This window comes from Pseudoalteromonas sp. EB27 (genome assembly GCF_001974875.1).
Classification (GTDB): domain Bacteria; phylum Pseudomonadota; class Gammaproteobacteria; order Enterobacterales; family Alteromonadaceae; genus Pseudoalteromonas.
In genome coordinates this window covers 1-21,973 of record NZ_MTQD01000014.1, presented here as the reverse complement: position 1 = coordinate 21,973, position 21,973 = coordinate 1, and the positions used below count along the sequence as shown (strand labels likewise).

Below are 21,973 nucleotides of genomic sequence, written 5' to 3'. Positions count from 1 at the left end.
TAAGTTGTCATTAATAATCATTAAGGTAGTAAAAATTTTACTTTTTAAGGATAAACAATGAAGCGTATTACCTTACTTACAAGCTGTATATTGTTAGCCACGCTTACAGGCTGCGATGACGATGTAGAAATAGTAGAAAAAGAAGTCGTTGTTACCAGCACCGAAGTTGAGATTATTGAAGTACCTACGCCTGTTATTGTAGAAGTGCCAAACGGTAACGCTCCAGATATTCAACTAGGCACTCGTCCATATTATTTAGTCAATGATATGAGCGACAGCGCTTTAAAAACACAATTAGAGTCGTGCAAAGAAGGTCCTTTTTATCGTACTGACTTTTCTATTGGTCATCGCGGTGCATCAATGCAATACCCTGAGCACACTAAAGAAGCCTACATTGCTGCAGCCAGAATGGGCGCAGGCATTGTTGAATGCGATGTTACATTTACAAACGACAAAGAGCTTGTTTGTCGCCACTCTCAATGCGACTTACACACCACAACTAATATTTTAGCCATTCCTGAACTTGCAGCTAAATGTAGTGTCCCTTTTACATCCGCAGACCCTACTAATGGTATTGCCGCTTCAGCTAAGTGCTGTACCAGTGATATAAGCTTAGCGGAATTTTTAACGCTTGAAGGTAAAATGGATGGTGCAAACATTAATGCAACTACCGTTGCCGATTACATGGATGGTACTCCAAATTGGCGCACTGATTTATATGCTACCCAAGGTACATTAATGACCCATAAGCAAAGCATTGCATTATTTAATGAGATGGGGGTAAAAATGACCCCAGAACTTAAATCGCCACAAGTAAGCATGCCATTTGATGGAATGACGCAAGAGCAATATGCGCAAAAAATGCTAGATGAGTACACACAAATGGGCGTGCCAGCCTCAAAAGTTTATCCGCAATCGTTTAACCTTGATGACGTAAAATACTGGATTAACACTAACCCTGACTTTGCAGATAAAAGCGTATACCTAGATGGTCGCGACAGTGAAGCCGGATTCGATACAAGTAACCCACAAACATGGCAACCGGGTATGGATGAGTTAGTGGCTGATGGCGTTAAAATTTTAGCCCCTCCAATTTGGATGATGCTAACAATAGATAACGAAAGCAATATTGTGCCATCACAATACGCAATTGACGCTAAAGCAGCAGGTTTAGAGCTTATTGCATGGAGCCTTGAGCGCTCAGGTCCGCTTAATGAAGGTGGTGGTTATTACTATCAATCAATTGCTGATGTTATAGATAACGATGGCGATATGATGACGGTCGTTGATGTGCTCGCACAAGACGTAGGGGTAATGGCTATATTTTCAGATTGGCCGGCTACCGTAAGTTATTACGCTAGTTGTAATAAAATGCCTGCAAGTATTTAATACCAATCTGCTTATATATGGGGTCTATTTAACGTTAAGAAAATTACGCTAGAACTAGGCAAAATTTTTTTTATCTAGTTGTTCTAAATAAAAAATTTTTAACGACGTTATAGTGAAATTTAACTCGTTAAATTGATCAAAGATTTATGCAGGTTGGTATAAATACTCAACAACAAAAGTCGTTTATTTTATCGCGCTCAGTTACCATATCATTATATATAATTTTATTTAACTGAGCGCTTTTATGATAATTCAACAACATAATGCAGACTTGCCAACACCTACAGGTTTAATGCGAACAACAGTATATCGCCCTCAGGCACAAGGACAGTTCCCTGCTATTATTTTTTATTCTGAAATATTTCAGCAAACTGCACCTATTGCACGCAGCGCAGCTATTTTAGCAAGCCATGGCTTTGTAGTGTTAGTGCCTGAAGTGTTTCATGAGTTAAATCCTATAGGCACTGTGCTTGCTTATGATGATACAGGTAAAGACAAAGGCAATGCCGACAAGTGGGCAAAGCCACTTGAGCACCACGACAGCGACACACAAACTATGATCGACTTCATTAGATTGCAAAGCTATTGCACAGGCACCGTCGGCGCAATGGGCGTATGTATTGGAGGGCATTTAGCTTACAGAGCGGCACTAAACCCTGAAATTAAAGCGGCTTTTTGCTTATACGCGACTGATATTCACAGCGACACATTGCCTGCACAAGCTGGAAACAACTCATTTGAACGCATGGCTGATATACAAGGCGAAATTCACTTTATATGGGGTAAACAAGACCCGCATGTGCCAAAGGAAGGCCGTACTAAAATATACCAACAATGCGTAAGCACGGGCATTAATTACCAATGGCAAGAAGTTAACGCGCAGCATGCCTTTATGCGTGATGAAGGTGAGCGATACGATGCAGCCCTTGCAATTCATATGTATCAACAAGCGGTGGCATTATTTAGCCGTACTTTATAAGTATTTTATAAATGCTTTAAAAACGAAATAATTAAACACTTTTCAGCATACCTAAAGCGGTATGCTGTTTTACAAAATAGGCTTTTAAGTAATCAATAAATAATCGTAGTTTTTTAGAGCCCGCAGCTCCTGGCGGAAATACACCATAAAGCTCTATATCTTTACTTTTATAATCATCTAGCACTATTTCAAGTAATCCTGCTTGTACTTTAGGCCACGCATCGTAAAGCGGAATACGCCCAATGCCATGCCCTGCTTCTACAAAGGCAGTACGTGCAGCTGCGTTATTAGTACTTAACCCGCCTTGCATTGTAATATCGTGTTTTTTGCCATCTTTTGAAAGCGTTAAGGTTTTACTGCCCAATTGATAAACCACCCATTGATGATCTGCTAATTCTAAAGGGGTTTTAGGCTTCCCAAAATGTGTAAAATAATCTGGTGCACCACAAATGCAGGTACTCATTGTTGTAAGCTTGGTTGCTTGCAAGTTCGAATCGCTAAGTGCCACGCCTCTAATTGCAAAATCGAACCCATTTTTAATAATATCAACCACATCGTCAGTAAGTTGTAAGTCTATTTGAATTTTAGGGTATTGGCGCTTAAACGTATTTATTGCGGGCACAATTAGCTGCATTCCTACATTTACAGGGCAGCTAATTTTAAGTAAACCTTGTGGCTCACTCTTTATATTTTCTATTTGTTGGTTAGCCGCATTAGCTTGTTCGGTAATTATTCTACAACGTTCATAGTAAGCAATGCCCGCCTCAGTGAGTGCCATGGTACGAGTTGATCGATTCAATAAAGTAACTTCAAGCTGAGTTTCTAACTTTTTTAAATGATAACTTGCTACGGCTCGCGTAAGCCCTAACTGTTTAGCGGCAGCGGTTAAACTGCCTTGCTCTACAATTTGCGCAAATACGACCATGCTCTTTAACTGCTCAAACGACACCTTCATGTGTGCTCCGTAGCGTATTTTAAATTCAACCCACTTATTGTATCAATTATTAAACTAATAAAGTTAAATTTATCACCGTTGTTTAAAGCTCTGTTAGTGCATATAGTAATTGGTAAGCAAGATAAACTAATTCAAATCATCAGAAGGAATATATTCAATGTCTAAAAAAATACTTATGGTTCTTACATCTCACGCAGAACTTGGTAACACTGGCGAAAAAACAGGTTTTTGGGTAGAAGAATTTGCAGCCCCTTACTATGCATTTGTTGATGCAGGCGTTGAAGTAACATTAGCGTCTCCAGCTGGCGGCCAACCACCAATTGACCCGACAAGTACACTTGTCGATTTTCAAACAGATGCAACAAAACGTTATGACGCAGATAGCGCAGCACAAACACTTATGGCAAACACTAAAGTATTGAGTGAAGTGAACTCAAGCGACTTTGATGCTATATTTTACCCAGGCGGTCACGGTCCATTATGGGACTTGGTTGACAACACTGATTCAATCTCACTTATCGAAAGCTTTGTAAAAGAGCAAAAGCCTGTTGCTGCGGTATGTCATGCAAGTGCTGCATTTTTAAATGTTAAAGATGCTGATGGCAATGCACTAGTAGCGGGTAAAAAAGTAACTGGTTTTACTAACTCTGAAGAAGCTGCAGTGCAACTTACCGATATCGTGCCATTTTTAGTTGAAGATGAGCTAATCAAAAAAGGCGGCGATTATCAAAAAACTGACGACTGGGGTGTATTAGCGCTAGTAGATGGTTTAGTAATTACCGGCCAAAACCCAGCAAGCTCTGAACTAGCAGCCAAAAAACTATTAACTAAATTAGGTTAATAGTGAGTAATAATTAAAATTAAGCACAGCATTTTATGCTGTGCTTTTTTAATTGCTTTTCATTAGCAAATACAATTCCTATACTGGCAACTCTTAAAGTCAATTAGGGTAATTATATGGCAACCAAGCCAACCACACTGTCATTACTAACTAGTACCCGCTTCGCAATTTTCAGTATTGTTGTTATTTGCTTCGTACTACAAGTGATTAATAGTCTACCTGGCATAAACCTAAATGGTTTAGGCATATATCCACGCAGTATCCAAGGGTTAATTGGCATACTATGCGCACCTTTTTTACATGGTAGCTGGTGGCACTTCGCCAGTAATATGATCCCATTTGTAGTGTTAAGTTGGCTAATTTGCCAGTACAGCGTAAAACGTTTTTATAACGTATTTATTTTTACCGCTCTAGTTGGTGGGCTGTTAGTTTGGGCATTTGGGCGCGGTAACATACATGTTGGTTTAAGCGGTGTTATATATGGTTTGTGGGGTTTTATCCTATGCTACGGCTTAGTAAGACGCTCATTAAAATCAATTATAATTGCTGTTGCAGTGGCTGTACTTTATAGCGGTTTTATATGGGGTGTTTTACCTCAGCGCTATCATGTATCGTTTGAAAGCCATTTATTTGGAGCGCTAAGCGGATTGTTTTTAGGTTATAGATTAGCAAAAGCCGATAAATTGAAAGGTCGGTAAATTAAATATTAGGGCCTTTAATTAATTTTTTATGGCCACATTTACCATATATGTATTTCATCTAACAGAGGTTATTTATGAGTGATAAAAACGAATACACGCCCCCAAAAGTATGGACGTGGGAAAGTGAAAGTGGCGGTAAGTTTGCCAGCATTAACCGCCCAATTGCAGGCGCGACTCATGACAATACCCTACCTATTGGTGAGCACGCATTTCAGCTTTATTCTCTTGCGACACCTAATGGCCAAAAAGCTACAATCATGTTTGAAGAGCTTTTACAGCTTGGTTGCACCGATGCAGACTACGACGCATATTTAATAAACATAGGTGATGGCGATCAGTTTGGATCTGACTTTGTTGATATTAATCCAAACTCAAAAATCCCAGCGCTAATGGATCATTCAACCACGCCACCTACTCGCATCTTTGAATCAGGTTCTATTTTACAGTATTTGGCTGAAAAATTTGATGTACTCATCCCTAAAGATCTAAAAGCTAAAACAGAGTGTCGTAACTGGCTATTTTGGCAAATGGGCTCAGCACCTTACTTAGGTGGTGGGTTTGGCCATTTTTATAGCTACGCACCAAGTAAAATGCAATACCCTATTGACCGTTTTACAATGGAAACTAAACGCCAACTTGACGTGTTAAATCGCCATTTAAGCGAAAATGAATACATGGCAGGTGATGAATACTCAATTGCCGATATTGCAATTTGGCCATGGTATGGCTCGCTTGTTTTAGGCGACTTATATGATGCCGCAGAGTTTCTAGATGTTGCCTCATACATTCATGTTGTTCGTTGGGCAAAACAAGTTGCTGTTCGCCCTGCTGTAAAGCGCGGCCGCCGCGTAAATCGCACATGGGGCCCTGAAGAAGAGCAAATGGCAGAGCGCCATAACGATAGCGATTTCGAAGGTTAAATCTATAGAACAGCAAGTAAAGTTCTTAAGACTTTAACCTGCTTGATAATTTTAAGGCTCAAAATAAATATTTATTTTGGGCCTTTTTACTTTTTAAACTTTTTTTATCCCTTCCGTAAACTATATTTACTTTTACATTAAAGTTTTATTTAGCTGCGTAAAGGCTTATTAAGCTCTTTGTATTACCAGTATTGCATTGGTGGAATTTGCTAAATGGTTTACTTAATTCCCTAGGGGTTGTTTTTGAAAAAGGTTTTAATTAGTGCCATATAACAATTTAAGTAATAATGAGCGAAAAGAAGCGCTCAAAATTTTATACTCAAATGCTATTTCCGGAATTGCAGTCTCTGTATTAGTCAGCGTTGCTTTGGTATTTGCTTTTGATATAAATAATGAGGAAACAAACCACGATAAAATAGTATGGTTAGGCATAATGATGTGCGTACTTACTTTACGAATTATTGATTTGGGTCTTTTTTTTAAAGATCAAAATTCTAGCCAACCTTACAATACACATTGTTATTTAAATCGCTTTGCTATTGGTTGTATATCAACAGCCGTGTCTTGGTGTGGCTATGCTCTTTGGTTTCACAGCACTTCATCTACGGTGGAAGTTACTACGACCATTGCTATTTTATCAGCGCTTGCCGGTGGCTCTGCAAATTTACTTTCTGGCAGTCGTTTTACCGCTGTTTTATACAGTTTTACTTTATTGGCGCCCTACTCTTTTTTGCTAACGCTTTCAAACAATCACTACCAACACGTATTGGGGCTGTTAGGTTTAACTTTTGCCACCATTATGATTGCTTCATCTTACAAATCAGCCACATTTACACACAGTGCAATCAAGCTCAAAAACCAAAACAGAGAGCTACTTAATGAAATGGAAAACAAGGTAGAGCAACGCACTGAAGAAATTTACCACCTGTCTAATACCGATCCACTCACAAATTTATTAAACCGAACCGCATTTTTAAAAAATGCAAACAAACAACTAGCAGATAACCCTAAAGAACCCTTTGCTTTATTATTTGTAGATTTAGATGGCTTTAAACAAATAAATGATTCATTGGGGCATAAAGTAGGCGACAAAGTATTAAAAGAAATAGCACTGAGAATTAGTAATGTATGTAACCAACAACTTTTTAAATGTCGATGGGGCGGAGATGAGTTTTTAATTTTAGCAACCTATCAAAATCAAGCTGAGCTTATCGAATTTGCTAATAAAGTACTTAAAAGTATTAGTGCCGAGCATGAAACATATAAATATCAAAAGTGGATATCAGCAACGATGGGGATTGCCATTTATCCAGAACACGGGAGTGATTTAAATACTTTAATTCGCTCTGCTGATACTGCTATGTATCACCAAAAACGCATTGCTAAAGGTAATATCAATATTTATAACGATTCACTCAAATTAAAACAAGAAAGAGAGTATCTTTTAAGTCAACGCTTAGCCAATGCGATAGAAGAAAATAGTTTAAGGCTAGTATTTCAACCAATTGTAGATAGTAAAACATCAAAAGTAACCTCTTTCGAATCATTATTACGCTGGCAATTAGACGGTGAAAATATTTTCCCTGATGAGTTTATAACTATTGCCGAGCAATACGGTTTAATAACTCAATTAGGCCTTTGGGTAATTGATCAAGCCTGCATACAAGCTAAAAAGTTTAGCCATTTACAACCCCAAATTGCAGTGAGCGTGAACGTATCAGTTATTCAACTGCAAGATCCTGATTTTGTAACTAAGGTATTAAAAATAGTAAACAATTACCAAGTAGAGCCTAAAAACCTACACATTGAAATTACCGAATCAGTATTTGCCGAGGATAAACTCACATTTTTAACAGCCGTTAAAGCACTACAAAAACAAGGTTTTTGTATTTCAATTGATGATTTTGGAACTGGCTATTCATCACTATCAAGCATGCTTGATATTGGTGTAGATATAGTAAAAATAGACAGAAGTTTTATTCAAAATATGGATAAAAGAGGGTTAAGTATTATTCATGCAATTGTACAAATGGCCTCATCTTTAGATTTTACGGTTGTTGCCGAAGGCGTTGAAACTATTGAACAAGCAAACACGCTTACTAATATTGGTGTATCTCACCTGCAAGGTTATTACTTTTCAAAACCAATGGAAGTAAATTTTGTAGATGCCTATTTAAATGAGCAAAATAAACAGTGTAGTTAACAGCCAAAACCCGCTAAAAGCGCTTAACTGCCATATTAGTTTTGCGCTACCTTTCTTATTAGGACTTGTTTATCTTTCGAGGTTAAATTTACAGCAGACTGTTTGGTATTTAGGCAAGGCAGAGCCTATGTAGTGTGGTACTTCCCCATAAATAGGCGATAACGTAGCATAAATGCCAAACATGCGCTGCCCGAATGGCTCTGCCTAGGGGAGATTGACTCTTTGTTATTAGGTTACAAACCTCACGCCGCGATTAAATCTTCCTTGGGTTGAACAAATTTCAATCCTGAAAGTTCAACAAGCCCTCCTTAAAACATAATCTTACAATTACTTACACCCGATACATAGTTATTAGCGTAGGCTAAATATAAACCAACTTACATAAGTGTATTACGTTTAAATTTACGCTAATTAGCAAATCACCAGCGCTAGACCCTACGTTAAGTTGTGCGCTGATGTGGCTTATATAAGTGAATAATAAAAATGTAACGATACAACTAAATATAAAAAAGGAATTTGCATGATAAAACCACTTTGCTATTCACTCATCACTTTAATTACTCCCATTAGCGCTATAGCTCAAACAATGGCAATAAAAACAACGGATGAATTAGTATCAACCGATTCAGAGATTTTATTTGCATATAATAAAGAATCAAAACAATTAGAAGCCATCAATTTACTCACATCACTAAGTAGTGAACTTGCTTTACCAAAAAATGCCATCGGGTTTGATGTGGCTACACTTGCTAACATTACCGATAAACAAGCACTCGTACTAACAAGTGATGGCGTATACAAAGCCCAAGCTGGTAAACCTACACTGTTGTTTAATTATGAGTCGGTTCTAAATCAATTAAAAATAGATAAATTTGAAAAAGTAGACTTTGTTTTCGATGCTAACAATGACGGTCTAAGCGATATTTTCATTCCTGGGTTAGCAAGCAGTACTTTATACATTCAAAATAAAGATGGCAGCTTTAAGCCTAACCAATTTAAGCAAACGCCTAAGTATGAAGGCCACTTTTCAGGAAAAGGGCTTTCTCTAGAAGTTAATATTAACAATAAACCTGTCGTTATTGATTTTAACCACGACGGATTAAACGACCTGGTTTTTTCAAATGACTTTGGAGCAGATGTACTACTTGCTAATTCAGAGGGCTTTGAGCAAAAGCTCACCTCAATTAATTTTAACATCGAGTTAGGCGAGCTAAGTAATGGCGAGACTCGCAAAATAAAGCAAATTATTGATATTAATAACGACGGATTTTTAGATTTTACAACTAGGCAGTTTAAACCTACGCAAGGTATGGATTCGTTAGATATAAAAATAGCGCACACTTTGTACCTAGGAAGTGCTAAAGGGTTTAGTAATACGCCCATTCCCTTATTTGAAACACAAGGCCCTAGCGAGTTATTACTCAAAACAGATTTTAATAATGATGGTTTAATTGATTTACAAAAAATGGATTTGGATATTGGCTTAGGTACTATTGCGTCTATGGCATTAGGCGGCGGCAGTACTGATGTAGATGTAGAAATGAATCTTTATAAGCAGCAACCTGATGGCTCATTTGCCAATAAATCGAGTATCGAACTTGATTTAGAAATGGAAGTGGGAATGAATGGCGATGACTCCGAACCAGCACTCTATTTAGGTGATATTAACGGCGACAGCTATATTGATGCAGTATACAAATACAGTAAAAAAACACTGTATATTTATTATGGTGAGCAAGACTCACTGCTAAATGATAAGCGTAAAAAATTAAAGTTAACGCTGCCTAAGAATAATAAAGATATTCTTTTGGTAGATATAAACCAAGACGGTAAAAAAGATTTTGTATTTAAATTTACCGAAGAAGATGGCACCAGCAAAATAGAAACGCGTTTAAATTAAGCCATTAAAAAAGCCCAACAGAATTAACCGTTGGGCTTTGGACTTAAGACTTTCGAGTAACAGTCAGCTTTACTCTAAGTTATAACACCTAAGCAGTTACATTTAGCAGTGAATCGCCTTCACTTAAACCAAACTTCTCTTGCACTGATGCAAGGATTGATTCTTTATCTTCATCTGACAACTGGCTTGAATACTCAGTTAATAGCTCATCTAAGTAGCTTACTACTTCGTCTGTATCTACTGATTCTAATGAGTTTTGTGGCGGTGGCGGCGGTCTTTGACCTTCCACTCGTCCTGCATCACCTATACTTTTAGCATCAAACTCAAGTTCGCTCATTAAATCAGCAAGCTCTTTTGTTGGCTCAATACCTTGTTCTTTAAATGCCGCTTGAATACTTTGCGCGTCTTCTGCGCTTAAGTTTTCTGCATTAAACTCTGCAAGCGTTTCTTTAACAAAATCGCTTTGCTCTGTTGTTAATTTTGAAGCTTGGCTGCTTTGTTGCGATATGAAACTCGCAGAACTACCACTAATACTATTAATCATTTTATTATCCTTTCAACGTTCACGACGAGGTGGTTTATGTTCGCTAAGTTCTTGCTCACTAATTTCACCATTACCATCAGCATCTATAGAATCAAAAATTGTTTGTGCATCGCCGTGCGGCGGTTTTTTTGCACTAAACTCTTCAAAGCTGATTACGCCATCACCATCAGTATCAATAGCTGAAAAGTCAGGTTTTTCAGGAGGATTGTCACCGCCTCGAGCAGCTACATTAGCTGAAAAAGCAATAGATAATATTGCCACAGTGGCAAGAGTTGAAAAATGCTTCATAGTAATAACCTCGTATTTAAGAATTAAACTAAGCTTACGCTTTAAAAACGCAAACAATGTGCAAATAATGAGGAAGTAATAAATTATTTTAATAAAAAATAGTAATCTAAATACTTATTTAAAAAGTTCTGGTTGATTGCTTTGCAATCAATATATAAGCTAATAAAATAATACGATTAATTACTCTCAGGCAGTAGTGTTACTGCCCTTAATTCTCAAAGCTGATATACTGCTTGAGCCAATTAAACAAACAAATACAGAGCACTTTCATAAATAATGATTAATAACCAACCCTACTTAGCAGGCAATCTGTGAAAATACCTAAACGCCTACAACCCCTTGTTGATGATGGCCTTATTGACGAAGTTATAAGCCGACTAATGAGCGGTAAAGAAGCCGATGTATTTATTGTCCGCTGTGGTGAGCACATTCGCTGTGCGAAAGTGTATAAAGACGCGGTTAAGCGTAGCTTTAAAAAAGCGGCACAATACCAAGAAGGCCGAAAAGTACGTGGTGGACGCCAAGCGCGTGCTATGGGTAAACGCTCTAGCTATGGCCGTCAATTAGAAGAAGAAATTTGGCAAAATGCCGAAGTTGATGCGTTATCTCGTTTAGCTGGCGCAGGTGTACGTGTTCCTGACACTTACTTTTGTATTGATGGCGTGCTGCTTATGGAACTTGTGTCGGACGAGGACGGTAACGTAGCCCCTCAACTTGGGCATGTCGTTTTTAGTGAAGAGCAAGCGATTGAGCAGTATAAACTCATGATACATTACATTAAGCTTATGCTTTGTGCAGGTATAATACACGGTGATTTATCCGAATTTAATGTACTTGTAGATAATAACGGCCCTGTAATTATAGATTTACCGCAGGCAGTTAATGCTTCAGCAAATAACAGTGCGCAAGCTATGTTTGCACGTGATGTAAATAACATCCGCCGCTACTATGGTGAATTTGCGCCAAGCATACTAAAAACTCAATACGCTAAAGAAATGTGGGCACTATTTGAAGAGGCCAACTTAACGCCTAATTCAACGCTTACAGGTGAATTTGAAGACAGCGACGAACTTGCTGATGTAGATTCTATTCTTGATGAAATTCAGGCAGCAGAATACGAAGAGTTTGACCGTTTAGAGCGAATTAAAAATGCTGACGATGATGAGTAACTCATCGTCATAGCTCATTCTATTTTACTGTGGATGCACAAATCGGTAGCCAACCCCATAAACAGACTGGATAACACTTTCAGTTTGTGTCACTTCATCTAGTTTTTTACGCAACTTTTTAATATGGCTATCAATAGTACGGTGGCTCACAATACGCTGATCGGCATACATAGTATCCATCAAACTATCACGCGAATAAATACGATTTGGGTTGTTAAACAAAGGTTTAAATAGCTGAAATTCAAAGTTTGTCAGCTCTATACTGCTTGATTTGTATTTTACGCTGTAGCTGCTCTCGTCAAGCTTCATTGTTGACTCTGTAACATCACTTGCGTTATTTAATCGCCTTAAAATAGCTTTTACGCGTGCCACCAGCTCAGCATAACTAAACGGCTTACAAATATAATCATCTGCACCTAATTCAAGCCCAAGTAATCTATCTATTTCTTCTACCTTTGCCGATACCATAATAATAGGCACGTTTGAAAAGCGCCTGATTGCTTTACACAGTTCAATACCACTTTGACCTGGTAACATTATGTCTAGCAAAATTACACTCGGCCTGTTAATTTCAAGCCAAGGTAATACATCATTCCCGTGATGTATTTGATGAGTAATAAAGTGATGGCTACTTAAAAAGTCACTCATTAAGTTAGCTAGCTTTACTTCATCTTCCACAATCAGTATTTGTTCACTCATAGGCATCTCTGTAAGTAACCTCAACTTTATTTTTATAAACTAAATAGTTGGCAATCTAATAATAATAGCTAGGCCGCCTAAACTGGCTTTTTCTGCAGCGATCTCACCTTTATGACCTTTAACTATATGCTGGCAAATAGATAAACCTAAGCCAGAACCGCCCTCTTGGCGATTACGCGAACTATCTACTCGGTATAAATACTCAAATAAATGCGATAAATGCGACTGCTCTACACCTACGCCATTATCTTCGATTATAAGCTCTAAATAAGTTTGCCCTTTAATACTTATATTGCTAGCCGTTAATGAAATAGTTGTACATTGTGCATAGTGTACTGCGTTCATTAAAATATTATCGAGTAGCTGCAAAAGGCGTGTTTTGTCTGCTTGTACAGTTATGTGTTTAGCGCTATTTAATAGATAAAGTTTTATACAATGTTGTTCAAGCACAACCTGATATTTCTGCTCAATAGTATTTAATAATAACGCCATGTCAGTAGGTTGCATAGTGTAGTGCATACCTCCTAACTCTGCGCTATTGAGCATATGCAAGTCGTCTATTAAGCGTTTTAAATGCAAGGCTTCATCGTTAGCCGAACTTATATTTTTTGCGTTCGGTTCTCGTATGCCAAGTAGCATAGCTTCAAGCTCACCGAGTAAAATGCTCATTGGCGTCCTAAGCTCATGGGAAATATTAGCAAGCCAACGTTTACGCACTTGCTCGTCTTTGGCGAGTGTAAATGCAAGGGTATTAAAATCTTCGCTTAATTGGCCTAATTCATCTTTTCGCTCAAGCGTAAGTTTGGTCTCGTAATTACCTTGCGTTAAGCGATGCATACCGTTAGCAATTTGCTTTACTGGACTAACTAAGTGGCGAGATAATAAAAAGGTAACCAGTAATGTTAGCAGTACCGCAGCTAAAGCAATAAACCATAAGTAGTTAGTTTGCTGCTGTAAAAAATCAAGTTCGTAGCCATCAACCAAGCTATCTCTTTTAGAAACAGCTAAGTAACCCACTATTTTATCGTTAACTATAATTGGGGTTGTTATATATTTTAAATCGCTGAGGTATTTTCCCACTACTCGCTGTTTATTTTCGTCAAGCAAAGCGTAGTGAGCAATATTTTCTGGCGGTGGGTGACGATCCTCTCCAAAACGCATATGATCTGGCGGCGGTCGTCGCATCACTCGCCCACGCGGACCAGGCCCTTCTTGGGGTCTAGGTAAAAATTGGCTACTTTCTAACTGCGATTCAACACGTTTTCTAAAATTTTCGCCACTGCCTACAACACGTTCCCATGAGGGTGTCTGTTCGTACTGCTTTGCTAGTTGCACAACAAGTGGTTCAAGCGCTTTCACCTCTTTTGCATTAACAAAATCAATTACGCCTTGCCCTATACTCCACTGTATAAGTACCACCAGCCCTGCAATAACACTAAAAGTAAAACTAAATAGTATTAAAAAAAGTTTATTATGAATTTTCATTAATGCGTATTTTCAACCTTGCTAGGAAAGCTTTCAAATCGGTATGTTATAAACTCTTTGGTTTGATCGTTAACATACAATGTAGCAACTATTTTTTTGCCTTGGGCGGTCCAATACATATGACCATGATTATTTAAAGTAACCGATACGGTATTTATACCACTTTTAAATAAGTTAGCAGGTAAATGCAATGCATGTCCGTAAATTCGCTGTATTTTAACCCCATTTATATATAAATGAGCATGACCTTGTAAAAAACCCGTGTCATTGTTTGTAGTAACGCTCATCATTTGCTGCATGTTCATTGCGCCCTCAGGCGGCACAGACAAGTCATAGCGCTGAGTATCTAAAATTAAGTTATAACCCGACATACTATCTTTTAATAACTTAAGGCTTAATGCCGGAATTGTCGTATCACTTGGCACTGCTATAGGCATATGGCTATGATCCATCATTTCCTGCTGCGCAAAGAGCTTAAAGCTCAATAGTGCAGCAGAAGTTAGGATCAATGCGTATTTAAAATAACGCATAGTTACTCCTTACACACCCGGTGGTGGACCCATTGTTTCGCCCGTATCACAGTGACCAATTGAATTATCAGCTAATTGACCTTTAAAACGCGGGCCAATTTGATAAGGGAAAGAAGGCTGTAATTTACCATCGCTGCCTAGCGTTAGTGTTATATGGTAATGATAACCCTTGCCATCATTAGTATCGTGGCCGTTATGCTCATCTAATTGAGCACCGGTTACTGTTTTTTGTGCGTAGTAATAATCTTCAAAGTAAAACCCATCGTCGGCATTTAATGTATTACCGGAGAGCGTCGTTACTTCTGCGCCAATAGCAGGGCCTGCATCACTTGTTTGTATACCTTGGCTAACATCGTATTGATCAACTAAAGTACAGCTTCGCTCGCCCTCAGTACCGCAACCACCTTCGTTTGTAGATGCGCCGTAATCACGCATTTCCCAGCCGCTTAATGCAAGTTGACCGTTACTTTCATAAGGGCCGTAAAGTGGATAACCATCAGCTGCAAACCCATAAATAGGTGAATGCGCATCGCCATCATCTTCAAGTAAATCAGCTAAGCAACTAGTGTAAAAATGGTGGTGATATTCACCGTTAGCTGCATGCCCGCCACACACATCAACATCGTATTGCTCAGCAATGGGCGCTAATGTATACCAGATATTATTACCGTAACTCATACCATCGCCCCAGTTAAATATACTGGTGCCATTAACCATTAAGCCAACGGTGCCTAAACCTGTTTCACAAGTTTCAGTGTCAGATAAATCGGTAGGTGTTATCGGAAAATACGCCTCAACCGCTTGTTCTGTTGGGCAACCTGGTCCTGGAGGCCAATAACCTGCCCCGCCTGTGTCATCACAGTTTTCAGTGCTGCTGTTATAGCCAATATCTTCACCAAACGAAATAGTTTGACCTGCTGCTGCTGAGGTTACACCGTTATAAAAATCAGTAGCTGCACGCGGACGGTTATTTAACGCGTCTACTTGGTCTTGTGTAAGCGTTACGTCATATTTAGGAATGTCAGTTGTTTGCACATACATGTATTCAACGTCAGCATCATCTTGTGTAACGCTAACAACTTCAACTAATTGAACATCTTCAACCACTGCACCATTATTTTGTATGTAAGTAGAGGTTGTATCGTTGTTGATCAACCAGCTGGTAAGTTTTGCACTATTATCAACTGCGCCGCTATCAGAGCCTGATGAAGCAACAACATTAATTATAATTGTATCTACAACTACATCGTTTGTTCCGTCATCTGCACTGATTTCAAATACAAGTGCTTCATCGGTTAATACCTCTGGGGCAACAAACTCTGTAGACGTTGCTGTACTTGAAGATAAGCTAACGGTAGTGCCTGATGTTTGTGACCAACTAACCGATACTTCACCATCATCTTCAACTGTTGAACTTAAATAAACGGTATCACCCGCATTAACAGTTTGGTCAATACCGGCGTCAACCGTTGGAGCACTATTACTGGCTGTATCGCCGTCTGTTGTAGTACTTGTTGAATCGCTATTACATGCGCTTAAAGCGATACAAAGCGCACTTAACGCAAATAGCTTAGTTACATTAGAGGCTTTTATTTTAAGAAGTGTTTTCAATGCTTGAACCTTTACTTTAACGTTTAATAAAACAAAGTTAACAAGTAAAAGTGCAAGCAATGTGCACAAACTAAGGAAAGTTATGATCAAAAAAGACAACCTAAGTTGTCTTTTTGCTATTTAACTGGAGTCTGGCTATTTATTATTTTTCAAATGTTTATCAAAAAAGTCTAAAAATGCCTGAAGAGTTTTAACTCTGTGTTCTTGATAAGATAAGTAATGGTCACCATCTTCAAGCTCAATATAAGTAACATCTTTTCCTTCATCATCAAGTTCATCCTGCATTTCTCTACTATGATAAACAGGTACAACACTGTCATCAGTTCCGTGCACAAGTAGTATTGGTCTTGTTATTTTTTTAGCAAAATTCACCGGAGAATTAGCTTCTAGCAAATCATCATCAGTTCCAAACTGCTTTCTAACAATATTTTTGTTTGTAAAGTGTCGTGCTTTACTCACTAAATACTCTAAATCACTTACCCCAGCAAAACTAGCTGCACATTTAAACGTTTCTGGATGCTTAATTACAGCCATTAACGCTGCATAGCCACCATAGCTAGCACCACCAATACAAATGCTATCTGCTTGCGCTATCCCTTGGTCAATTAACCAGTTTGCACCGTCTTGCAAGTCATCTTGCATAGCTAAACCGAAACCTTGAATTGACTGCATTAAAAAGTCGTACCCATAGCCGCTTGAACCACGGAAGTTAGGCTGTAAAACAGCATATCCGTTATAGGCTAATAAAGCTGTCCAGTAATCAAAGTTGGCATAGTCTCTTGCCATAGGGCCGCCATGTGGAAATATAATTGTTGGTAACTTATCACCATCTTTATATTCTACAGGTAGAGTTAAATAGCCTTCTATTTTTAAGCCATCTCTTGCCTTATAGCTAATGCGTTTTTTTCCTCTGTATACAGAGGAATCTATTTGCGGGTAAACATCAGCGATTGCACTCACCTGCTTTTTAACTCTATCCCCAAATAGATAACTACCAGAGGTTTTGTCTGAACTGATATAAAGTATATATTTTTGCTGATCTTTACTGGTACTTACAATACTTAATTTATATTCATCTTTAGGGAGTGATACGCGTAAAGATCGATGTAATTTATCTAAGTCTTTATCCCAATATTTAATACCATCATCTAAATGGGAATCAGTAAAGCCTGCAACTTCGCCAGTTTGTTGTGAATAAAAAATAGCCCCATCAAAATCATATTTACTATTACTGTAAATTAGCTCGCGAGCTTTAGTCGTTAAATTGAGTTTAAATAATGCATCGCGCCCTTCATGTAACGCAGTGATATATAAAAAATTAGAGTCTTTATCAAACCCTAATATAGAAATGCTTTGCTTACTAAAAACTTCATAATCAAATAATGTTTCCCACGACTGTTTATTCTCATCAAAATAATCGTAAGTAAATTGCGTATCGTCCATTTTTTTTGCAATACGAACTTTACCTTGCCTGTCGGCAAGCCAAGTAACTACATTACTGCGTGGCCTTTGTATTTGAGTCTTACGTAATGTAGTTAAATCTAACTCATAAACTGCTGGGGTATTTGCTATTTTAAAATCCCCCTCGACTAAAATTTTATTTTCTTTTTCAGGTAAAAAACTAACAATTCGGTCTGAATATTGTGGCTGGATCTCATCTCGTACTGTGTTGGCTTTAAAAGCTAATTTAAGGCCTTTATCATTTTTAAAGTTATACGCATACATAAGCGTTGATGTATATTTAACTCCGCCAAATTGATACTTTATATAACGAGCACCAAGCAATAATACGTCATCATTTGCCCAGTTATACCAATCAAAAAATACTGTATGGTTATTTGAGTTTATAATTGGTGTAGTAACCCCCGTCTCCAAGTTTTTAACGATTAAGATTAAAGTCCCTTCATGGTTTCTTACAAAAGCGAGGTTCTTACCATTGGGGGATAGCTTAACTTGGCTAAAATCTTTTAAGCCGGCAAAAACTTCTATAGGTAATTTTTTATCTTGTGTGGCAATAGAGCCAAAACTTTGCAAAGCAATTAACAAAGTTAAAATGAACTTAAGCATTCGTAAATCCTTTTATTATTATGTTCCTAAGTAAACTATTATTTCACAACTGCGGCCTTTTAAGCAAAAACTTGTCTTTAGTGGTTGCATAGTAATCCCCACCCATTCGACCTACCGCATCTAAAAGTGTTGGGTCAATATAACCATCGACAAACACTTCATCGTCAACACAAATACCCACTATATCTAGTAGCATCATTTGCCCGCCACCTGGCTCGCTTGAAATAGTAATCACTTCACGTAGCTTACACTCATAGCGTACTTTTGAATCAGCAACACTCGGCACTGCGACCATTTGGCTATCAATTTTAGATATATTTGCAGCATCAAATTCACTCACATCACTAGGGTAATTAGCACAGCTTTGATTCATTTTTTCAACCTGCTGATGGCTCACAATGTTAATTACACATTCTTTAGTCGCTAATATGTTAATTAATGTATCTTTGATTGCTTTATCGCTCGGATTTACTTGCGTCACACTCAATACTGGTGGGTTACAACTCGCTACTGTAAAAAATGAGTAAGGGGCAATATTAGCCACACCGTCGCTACTTAATGTACTTATCCATGCAATTGGGCGAGGACTAATCCCGCCAACTAAATACGAATAAACATTAAGCTCTTTATTTACAGTTAAATCTAAAAACATGTTTTTCCTTTTTAATATCTAAAACTAAGTCGTAATTTGAATTAGTTACGTATGAGATATGTCAGTTTAGTAACAAACTAAATATATTTTACATTTAAAGCAATACACAAATTATATGAAAATAAATATCGTGTGGTTTAAACGTGATTTGCGTCTTAGCGATCATCAACCATTAAAAAATGCATTTAGTAATGGCTTACCTACCCTATTACTTTATAACTTTGAACCATTACTGCTTGAAGATGCGCACTACAATGAGCGACATTGGCGTTTTGTATATCAATCTATAGTTGAGTTAAACAATCAGCTTGCTCGTTTTAATACCTGTGTTTATATATTTAATTTAAATATGAACGATTTACTTGAATCGTTAAAGGCACAGTTTGAAATAATAAATATTTTTAGTCATCAAGAAATAGGCTTAAACAACACCTTTGATCGCGATAAGGCAATAAAAGCATGGTGCCAGCTTAACCACATTAATTGGCAAGAGTCGCAAACAGGCGCGGTTATTCGCGGCAAAAAAAATCGTAATAATTGGAATGAACGCTGGCAGCAAACAATGCAAGCACCTATTGCTGTTCCTAATTGGAAGAGTATAAAAACAATTACCCTCAATAACTACCAAGCACCTGAGCTGCCAAGCGCTTACACGCAAGATCACGACAGCTTTCAACAAGGCGGCCCGTTGCATGCACGCCAAGTAATGCAGAGCTTTTTTACCGAGCGCGGTAAAGGTTATCAAAAAGGAATATCGAGCCCAAGTTTAAGCCAAACCCATTGCTCTCGGCTTTCGCCTTATTTAGCGTGGGGGAACATTAGCCTTAGGCAAGTGTATCAAATGGCAATTGATGAATATCACTCAAAGCATCCCGATAAAAGAGGCTGGAAGCGCCCACTTGCTGCGTTTGTATCGCGCTTGCATTGGCACTGCCACTTTATGCAAAAGTTTGAAAGCGAATGCTCTATGGAATTTTTAGCCCTTAATTCGGGTTATCACGTATTTCCGTATCGCGATGATGAACATGTTAAAAACGATATTGAACGCTGGGCGCAAGGTCAAACAGGTATTCCCATTATTGACGCTTGCATGCGCTGCTTAAAAGCCACCGGTTATATAAACTTTAGAATGCGCGCCATGCTTGTAAGCTTTGTAACCCATCATTTAAATATAAGTTGGCAGCAAGCAAGCTTTCCGCTCGCTAATTACTTTTTAGATTTTGAGCCCGGAATTCACTACCCGCAAATTCAAATGCAAGCCTCGGTAACAGGCATTAACACCATTAGGCACTACAACCCAATTAAGCAGTCAGAAGATCAAGACCCAACAGGCTCGTTTATTAAAAAGTGGTGCCCAGAGCTTGAAAAACTCCCTATTGAATATTTACATCAGCCTTGGGAGCAAACTCCAATGGAAGCACTCTTTAACGACTTTAAATTAGGGGAGGATTATCCCGAACCCATGCTTGATTTAACAGCAGCCTCAAAAGAAGCACGCGAACGCTTATGGCAATATCGTGAGCGAGCCGATGTTAAACGCGCCATAGGGAAAATTCTTAGGAGGCACGTAGCAATTACACCAAAAACAAGCCAAGTAAGAAATAAAAATAACACTGAAAGTAATAGTGAGACTAAGTAAGCATGACGCATAAAAAACTAAACTTACCTCAAAAAATATGCCCTCTTTGTAATAAACCTTTTACGTGGCGTAAAAAATGGCAACGCGACTGGGATAACGTTATTTACTGTTCAGAGCGCTGCAGACGTAATAAATAAGAGTAACAATTAACTGGCGTCTATTTTGCAACATCATCAGTAATTAGTGCTTTTAAGGCTTTATATAAGTTTATTTTGTAAATAACGCTTAACTAACCTGAAAAGCTTACACCCAAGCAAGGAGAAGATGATGACTATTAAAAAAACGGCAAGTTCTACATGGTCTGGCGACATTAAAACAGGCAAAGGTAGTATATCAACTCAAAGTGGCGCGCTTAACAAACAACCTTACGGTTTTAATACCCGCTTTGAAGATAAGGCAGGCTCAAATCCTGAAGAATTAGTAGGTGCAGCGCACAGTGCATGTTTTAGTATGGCGCTTTCGCTTGCATTAGGTGATGCAGGCTTTACTGCAGACAAAATTGATACTAAAGCCACTGTAAGCCTTGATGAAGTAGATGATGGTTTTTCGGTTACGCATATTGCCCTTGAAGTAAAAGCGCGTATTGATGATATTCAAAATGAGCAGTTCCAAGCCTTATGCGAGCAAACCAAAAAGAACTGTCCTATTTCCAAGCTCTTAAATACTGAAATATCATTAGATGCGACACTTCAATCAGCATTTTAACTATTTAGACTTAACTATTACAGTCCCTTACTAAACAAGCCAAGTAAATATTTACTTGGCTTTTTTATTATAAAGAAGTATCTCTAGGGCGTGTTGTTCTTTGGTGGTTGAATTTACAGCAATGTGCTTGGTATTTAGGCTAGGCAGAGCCTATGTTGTGTGGTTATTCCCCATTAATAGGTGATAACGCAGCATAGATGCCAAACATGCGCTGCCCTTTGGGTTCTTTCTAGGGACGATTGACTCTTTGTTGCCTACATGGTTGTAGGTCTGTCTCTTATACACAAGTCTTTGAATATCGATAAGTCTGTGATCTAATCGATCATCATCACTCATGGATTTATCGTATGCACACAAACACTTCTGAAGAATGGGCTCAATTAATTTTTGGTAACGCTAATTTAGGGGATCCGAGACGCACCCGACGATTAGCTGTACTAGCAAGCGATATGGCTGAGAATGCAGACAGCTCAATTGTTAAGGCTTCTGATACACCCGCCAAAATTGAAGCCGCTTATCGTTTCATTAGAAATGAGAAAATATCTCCTCAAGCGATTGCCGATTCAGGGTTGACATTTAAACACAGTGTTTGCAAAGAATTAGGCGATGTGAACTGTGCAAATACATTAGGAAAACCATCAAAAACAAGAACGCTATATGCGCATTCAACTTTAGCAATTGATGCAGATACGGAGC

21 protein-coding genes are annotated in these 21,973 nt (G+C 38.2%); 12 read left to right on the top strand and 9 right to left on the bottom strand.

From position 1 onward, the window contains the following. Nucleotides 1-57: 57 nt before the first annotated feature. A complete protein-coding gene (locus tag BW142_RS15485) occupies nt 58-1,389 on the top strand; it encodes a glycerophosphodiester phosphodiesterase family protein (RefSeq protein WP_076925431.1) in 1,332 nt (443 codons plus the stop codon). Between the two features lie 244 nt (nt 1,390-1,633). Next, a complete protein-coding gene (locus BW142_RS15480; protein ID WP_076925430.1) occupies nt 1,634-2,368 on the top strand; it encodes a dienelactone hydrolase family protein in 735 nt (244 codons plus the stop codon). A 31-nt stretch (nt 2,369-2,399) separates the two neighbouring features. Here BW142_RS15480 and BW142_RS15475 read toward each other — a convergent pair whose 3' ends face one another. Beyond that, complete coding sequence (locus tag BW142_RS15475) at nt 2,400-3,323, bottom strand: LysR family transcriptional regulator (protein WP_076925429.1); 924 nt, start codon at nt 3,321-3,323, stop codon at nt 2,400-2,402. A gap of 157 nt (nt 3,324-3,480) precedes the next feature. Between BW142_RS15475 and BW142_RS15470 the strand changes: the two genes are divergently transcribed. From BW142_RS15470 to BW142_RS15450, 5 genes are all read left to right on the top strand, one after another. Then, entirely contained in the window at nt 3,481-4,164 is a 684-nt protein-coding gene (locus BW142_RS15470; protein ID WP_076925428.1) for a type 1 glutamine amidotransferase domain-containing protein, read from the top strand. A gap of 116 nt (nt 4,165-4,280) precedes the next feature. Next, nucleotides 4,281-4,862 carry a rhomboid family intramembrane serine protease gene (locus BW142_RS15465; RefSeq protein WP_076925427.1) on the top strand — a complete coding sequence of 194 codons (582 nt, stop codon included), beginning with the start codon at nt 4,281-4,283 and terminating at the stop codon, nt 4,860-4,862. Nucleotides 4,863-4,939: 77 nt separating this feature from the next. Continuing rightward, nucleotides 4,940-5,785 (top strand): glutathione-dependent disulfide-bond oxidoreductase, encoded by an 846-nt coding sequence (gene yghU, locus BW142_RS15460; RefSeq protein ID WP_076925426.1) that lies wholly within the window; start codon nt 4,940-4,942, stop codon nt 5,783-5,785. Nucleotides 5,786-6,047: 262 nt separating this feature from the next. Then, the gene (locus BW142_RS15455) at nt 6,048-7,988 is read left to right on the top strand and encodes an EAL domain-containing protein (RefSeq protein WP_076925425.1); all 1,941 of its coding nucleotides are present in this window, start codon (nt 6,048-6,050) and stop codon (nt 7,986-7,988) included. A gap of 520 nt (nt 7,989-8,508) precedes the next feature. Further along, a complete protein-coding gene (locus BW142_RS15450; protein WP_076925424.1) occupies nt 8,509-9,888 on the top strand; it encodes a VCBS repeat-containing protein in 1,380 nt (459 codons plus the stop codon). Nucleotides 9,889-9,976: 88 nt separating this feature from the next. On the opposite strand, the gene BW142_RS15445 is transcribed toward BW142_RS15450, so the two are convergent. Then, nucleotides 9,977-10,432: a hypothetical protein gene (locus tag BW142_RS15445; RefSeq protein ID WP_076925423.1), complete on the bottom strand. Its 456-nt coding sequence runs from the start codon at nt 10,430-10,432 to the stop codon at nt 9,977-9,979. Between the two features lie 12 nt (nt 10,433-10,444). Next, nucleotides 10,445-10,720 carry an EF-hand domain-containing protein gene (locus tag BW142_RS15440; RefSeq protein WP_076925422.1) on the bottom strand — a complete coding sequence of 92 codons (276 nt, stop codon included), beginning with the start codon at nt 10,718-10,720 and terminating at the stop codon, nt 10,445-10,447. A 311-nt stretch (nt 10,721-11,031) separates the two neighbouring features. Here BW142_RS15440 and BW142_RS15435 point away from each other — a divergent pair, with 311 nt between their 5' ends. Beyond that, on the top strand, nt 11,032-11,889 hold the full coding sequence (locus BW142_RS15435; RefSeq protein ID WP_024604677.1) for a PA4780 family RIO1-like protein kinase: 858 nt from the start codon (nt 11,032-11,034) through the stop codon (nt 11,887-11,889). A gap of 24 nt (nt 11,890-11,913) precedes the next feature. Here the strand turns inward: BW142_RS15435 and BW142_RS15430 are convergent, their stop codons facing one another. From BW142_RS15430 to BW142_RS15405, 6 genes are all read right to left on the bottom strand, one after another. Beyond that, nucleotides 11,914-12,588: a response regulator gene (locus BW142_RS15430; protein ID WP_076925510.1), complete on the bottom strand. Its 675-nt coding sequence runs from the start codon at nt 12,586-12,588 to the stop codon at nt 11,914-11,916. 39 nt (nt 12,589-12,627) lie between these two features. Continuing rightward, nucleotides 12,628-14,073 carry an ATP-binding protein gene (locus BW142_RS15425; protein ID WP_076925421.1) on the bottom strand — a complete coding sequence of 482 codons (1,446 nt, stop codon included), beginning with the start codon at nt 14,071-14,073 and terminating at the stop codon, nt 12,628-12,630. Beyond that, nucleotides 14,073-14,603, bottom strand: coding sequence for a hypothetical protein (locus BW142_RS15420; protein ID WP_076925420.1), 531 nt, complete (start codon nt 14,601-14,603; stop codon nt 14,073-14,075). The genes BW142_RS15425 and BW142_RS15420 overlap by 1 nt, the downstream gene beginning before the upstream one ends. Before the next feature lie 9 nt (nt 14,604-14,612). Then, nucleotides 14,613-16,274 (bottom strand): YHYH protein, encoded by a 1,662-nt coding sequence (locus tag BW142_RS15415; protein ID WP_083707594.1) that lies wholly within the window; start codon nt 16,272-16,274, stop codon nt 14,613-14,615. 75 nt (nt 16,275-16,349) lie between these two features. Continuing rightward, entirely contained in the window at nt 16,350-18,281 is a 1,932-nt protein-coding gene (locus BW142_RS15410) for a S9 family peptidase (protein WP_076925419.1), read from the bottom strand. A 43-nt stretch (nt 18,282-18,324) separates the two neighbouring features. Beyond that, nucleotides 18,325-18,933 carry a flavin reductase family protein gene (locus BW142_RS15405; protein WP_076925418.1) on the bottom strand — a complete coding sequence of 203 codons (609 nt, stop codon included), beginning with the start codon at nt 18,931-18,933 and terminating at the stop codon, nt 18,325-18,327. Nucleotides 18,934-19,048: 115 nt separating this feature from the next. On the opposite strand from BW142_RS15405, the gene BW142_RS15400 reads away from it, so the two are divergent. The 4 genes from BW142_RS15400 to BW142_RS15385 all read left to right on the top strand — a co-directional run. After that, on the top strand, nt 19,049-20,572 hold the full coding sequence (locus BW142_RS15400; protein WP_076925417.1) for a deoxyribodipyrimidine photo-lyase: 1,524 nt from the start codon (nt 19,049-19,051) through the stop codon (nt 20,570-20,572). A 2-nt stretch (nt 20,573-20,574) separates the two neighbouring features. Further along, nucleotides 20,575-20,709: a DUF2256 domain-containing protein gene (locus tag BW142_RS15395; RefSeq protein WP_076925416.1), complete on the top strand. Its 135-nt coding sequence runs from the start codon at nt 20,575-20,577 to the stop codon at nt 20,707-20,709. 130 nt (nt 20,710-20,839) lie between these two features. Next, nucleotides 20,840-21,277 carry an OsmC family protein gene (locus BW142_RS15390; protein ID WP_008136991.1) on the top strand — a complete coding sequence of 146 codons (438 nt, stop codon included), beginning with the start codon at nt 20,840-20,842 and terminating at the stop codon, nt 21,275-21,277. Between the two features lie 347 nt (nt 21,278-21,624). Further along, on the top strand, nt 21,625-21,973 hold a 349-nt coding region (locus tag BW142_RS15385; protein WP_171972334.1), incomplete at its 3' end, for a transposase.

Coding starts and splice junctions, on each gene's coding strand:
- BW142_RS15485 (WP_076925431.1), top strand. CDS start 58: ATGAAGCGTATTACCTTACTTACAAGCTGTATATTGTTAGCCACGCTT.
- BW142_RS15480 (WP_076925430.1), top strand. CDS start 1,634: ATGATAATTCAACAACATAATGCAGACTTGCCAACACCTACAGGTTTA.
- BW142_RS15475 (WP_076925429.1), bottom strand. CDS start 3,323: ATGAAGGTGTCGTTTGAGCAGTTAAAGAGCATGGTCGTATTTGCGCAA.
- BW142_RS15470 (WP_076925428.1), top strand. CDS start 3,481: ATGTCTAAAAAAATACTTATGGTTCTTACATCTCACGCAGAACTTGGT.
- BW142_RS15465 (WP_076925427.1), top strand. CDS start 4,281: ATGGCAACCAAGCCAACCACACTGTCATTACTAACTAGTACCCGCTTC.
- yghU (WP_076925426.1), top strand. CDS start 4,940: ATGAGTGATAAAAACGAATACACGCCCCCAAAAGTATGGACGTGGGAA.
- BW142_RS15450 (WP_076925424.1), top strand. CDS start 8,509: ATGATAAAACCACTTTGCTATTCACTCATCACTTTAATTACTCCCATT.
- BW142_RS15445 (WP_076925423.1), bottom strand. CDS start 10,432: ATGATTAATAGTATTAGTGGTAGTTCTGCGAGTTTCATATCGCAACAA.
- BW142_RS15440 (WP_076925422.1), bottom strand. CDS start 10,720: ATGAAGCATTTTTCAACTCTTGCCACTGTGGCAATATTATCTATTGCT.
- BW142_RS15430 (WP_076925510.1), bottom strand. CDS start 12,588: ATGAGTGAACAAATACTGATTGTGGAAGATGAAGTAAAGCTAGCTAAC.
- BW142_RS15425 (WP_076925421.1), bottom strand. CDS start 14,073: ATGAAAATTCATAATAAACTTTTTTTAATACTATTTAGTTTTACTTTT.
- BW142_RS15420 (WP_076925420.1), bottom strand. CDS start 14,603: ATGCGTTATTTTAAATACGCATTGATCCTAACTTCTGCTGCACTATTG.
- BW142_RS15410 (WP_076925419.1), bottom strand. CDS start 18,281: ATGCTTAAGTTCATTTTAACTTTGTTAATTGCTTTGCAAAGTTTTGGC.
- BW142_RS15405 (WP_076925418.1), bottom strand. CDS start 18,933: ATGTTTTTAGATTTAACTGTAAATAAAGAGCTTAATGTTTATTCGTAT.
- BW142_RS15400 (WP_076925417.1), top strand. CDS start 19,049: ATGAAAATAAATATCGTGTGGTTTAAACGTGATTTGCGTCTTAGCGAT.
- BW142_RS15395 (WP_076925416.1), top strand. CDS start 20,575: ATGACGCATAAAAAACTAAACTTACCTCAAAAAATATGCCCTCTTTGT.
- BW142_RS15390 (WP_008136991.1), top strand. CDS start 20,840: ATGACTATTAAAAAAACGGCAAGTTCTACATGGTCTGGCGACATTAAA.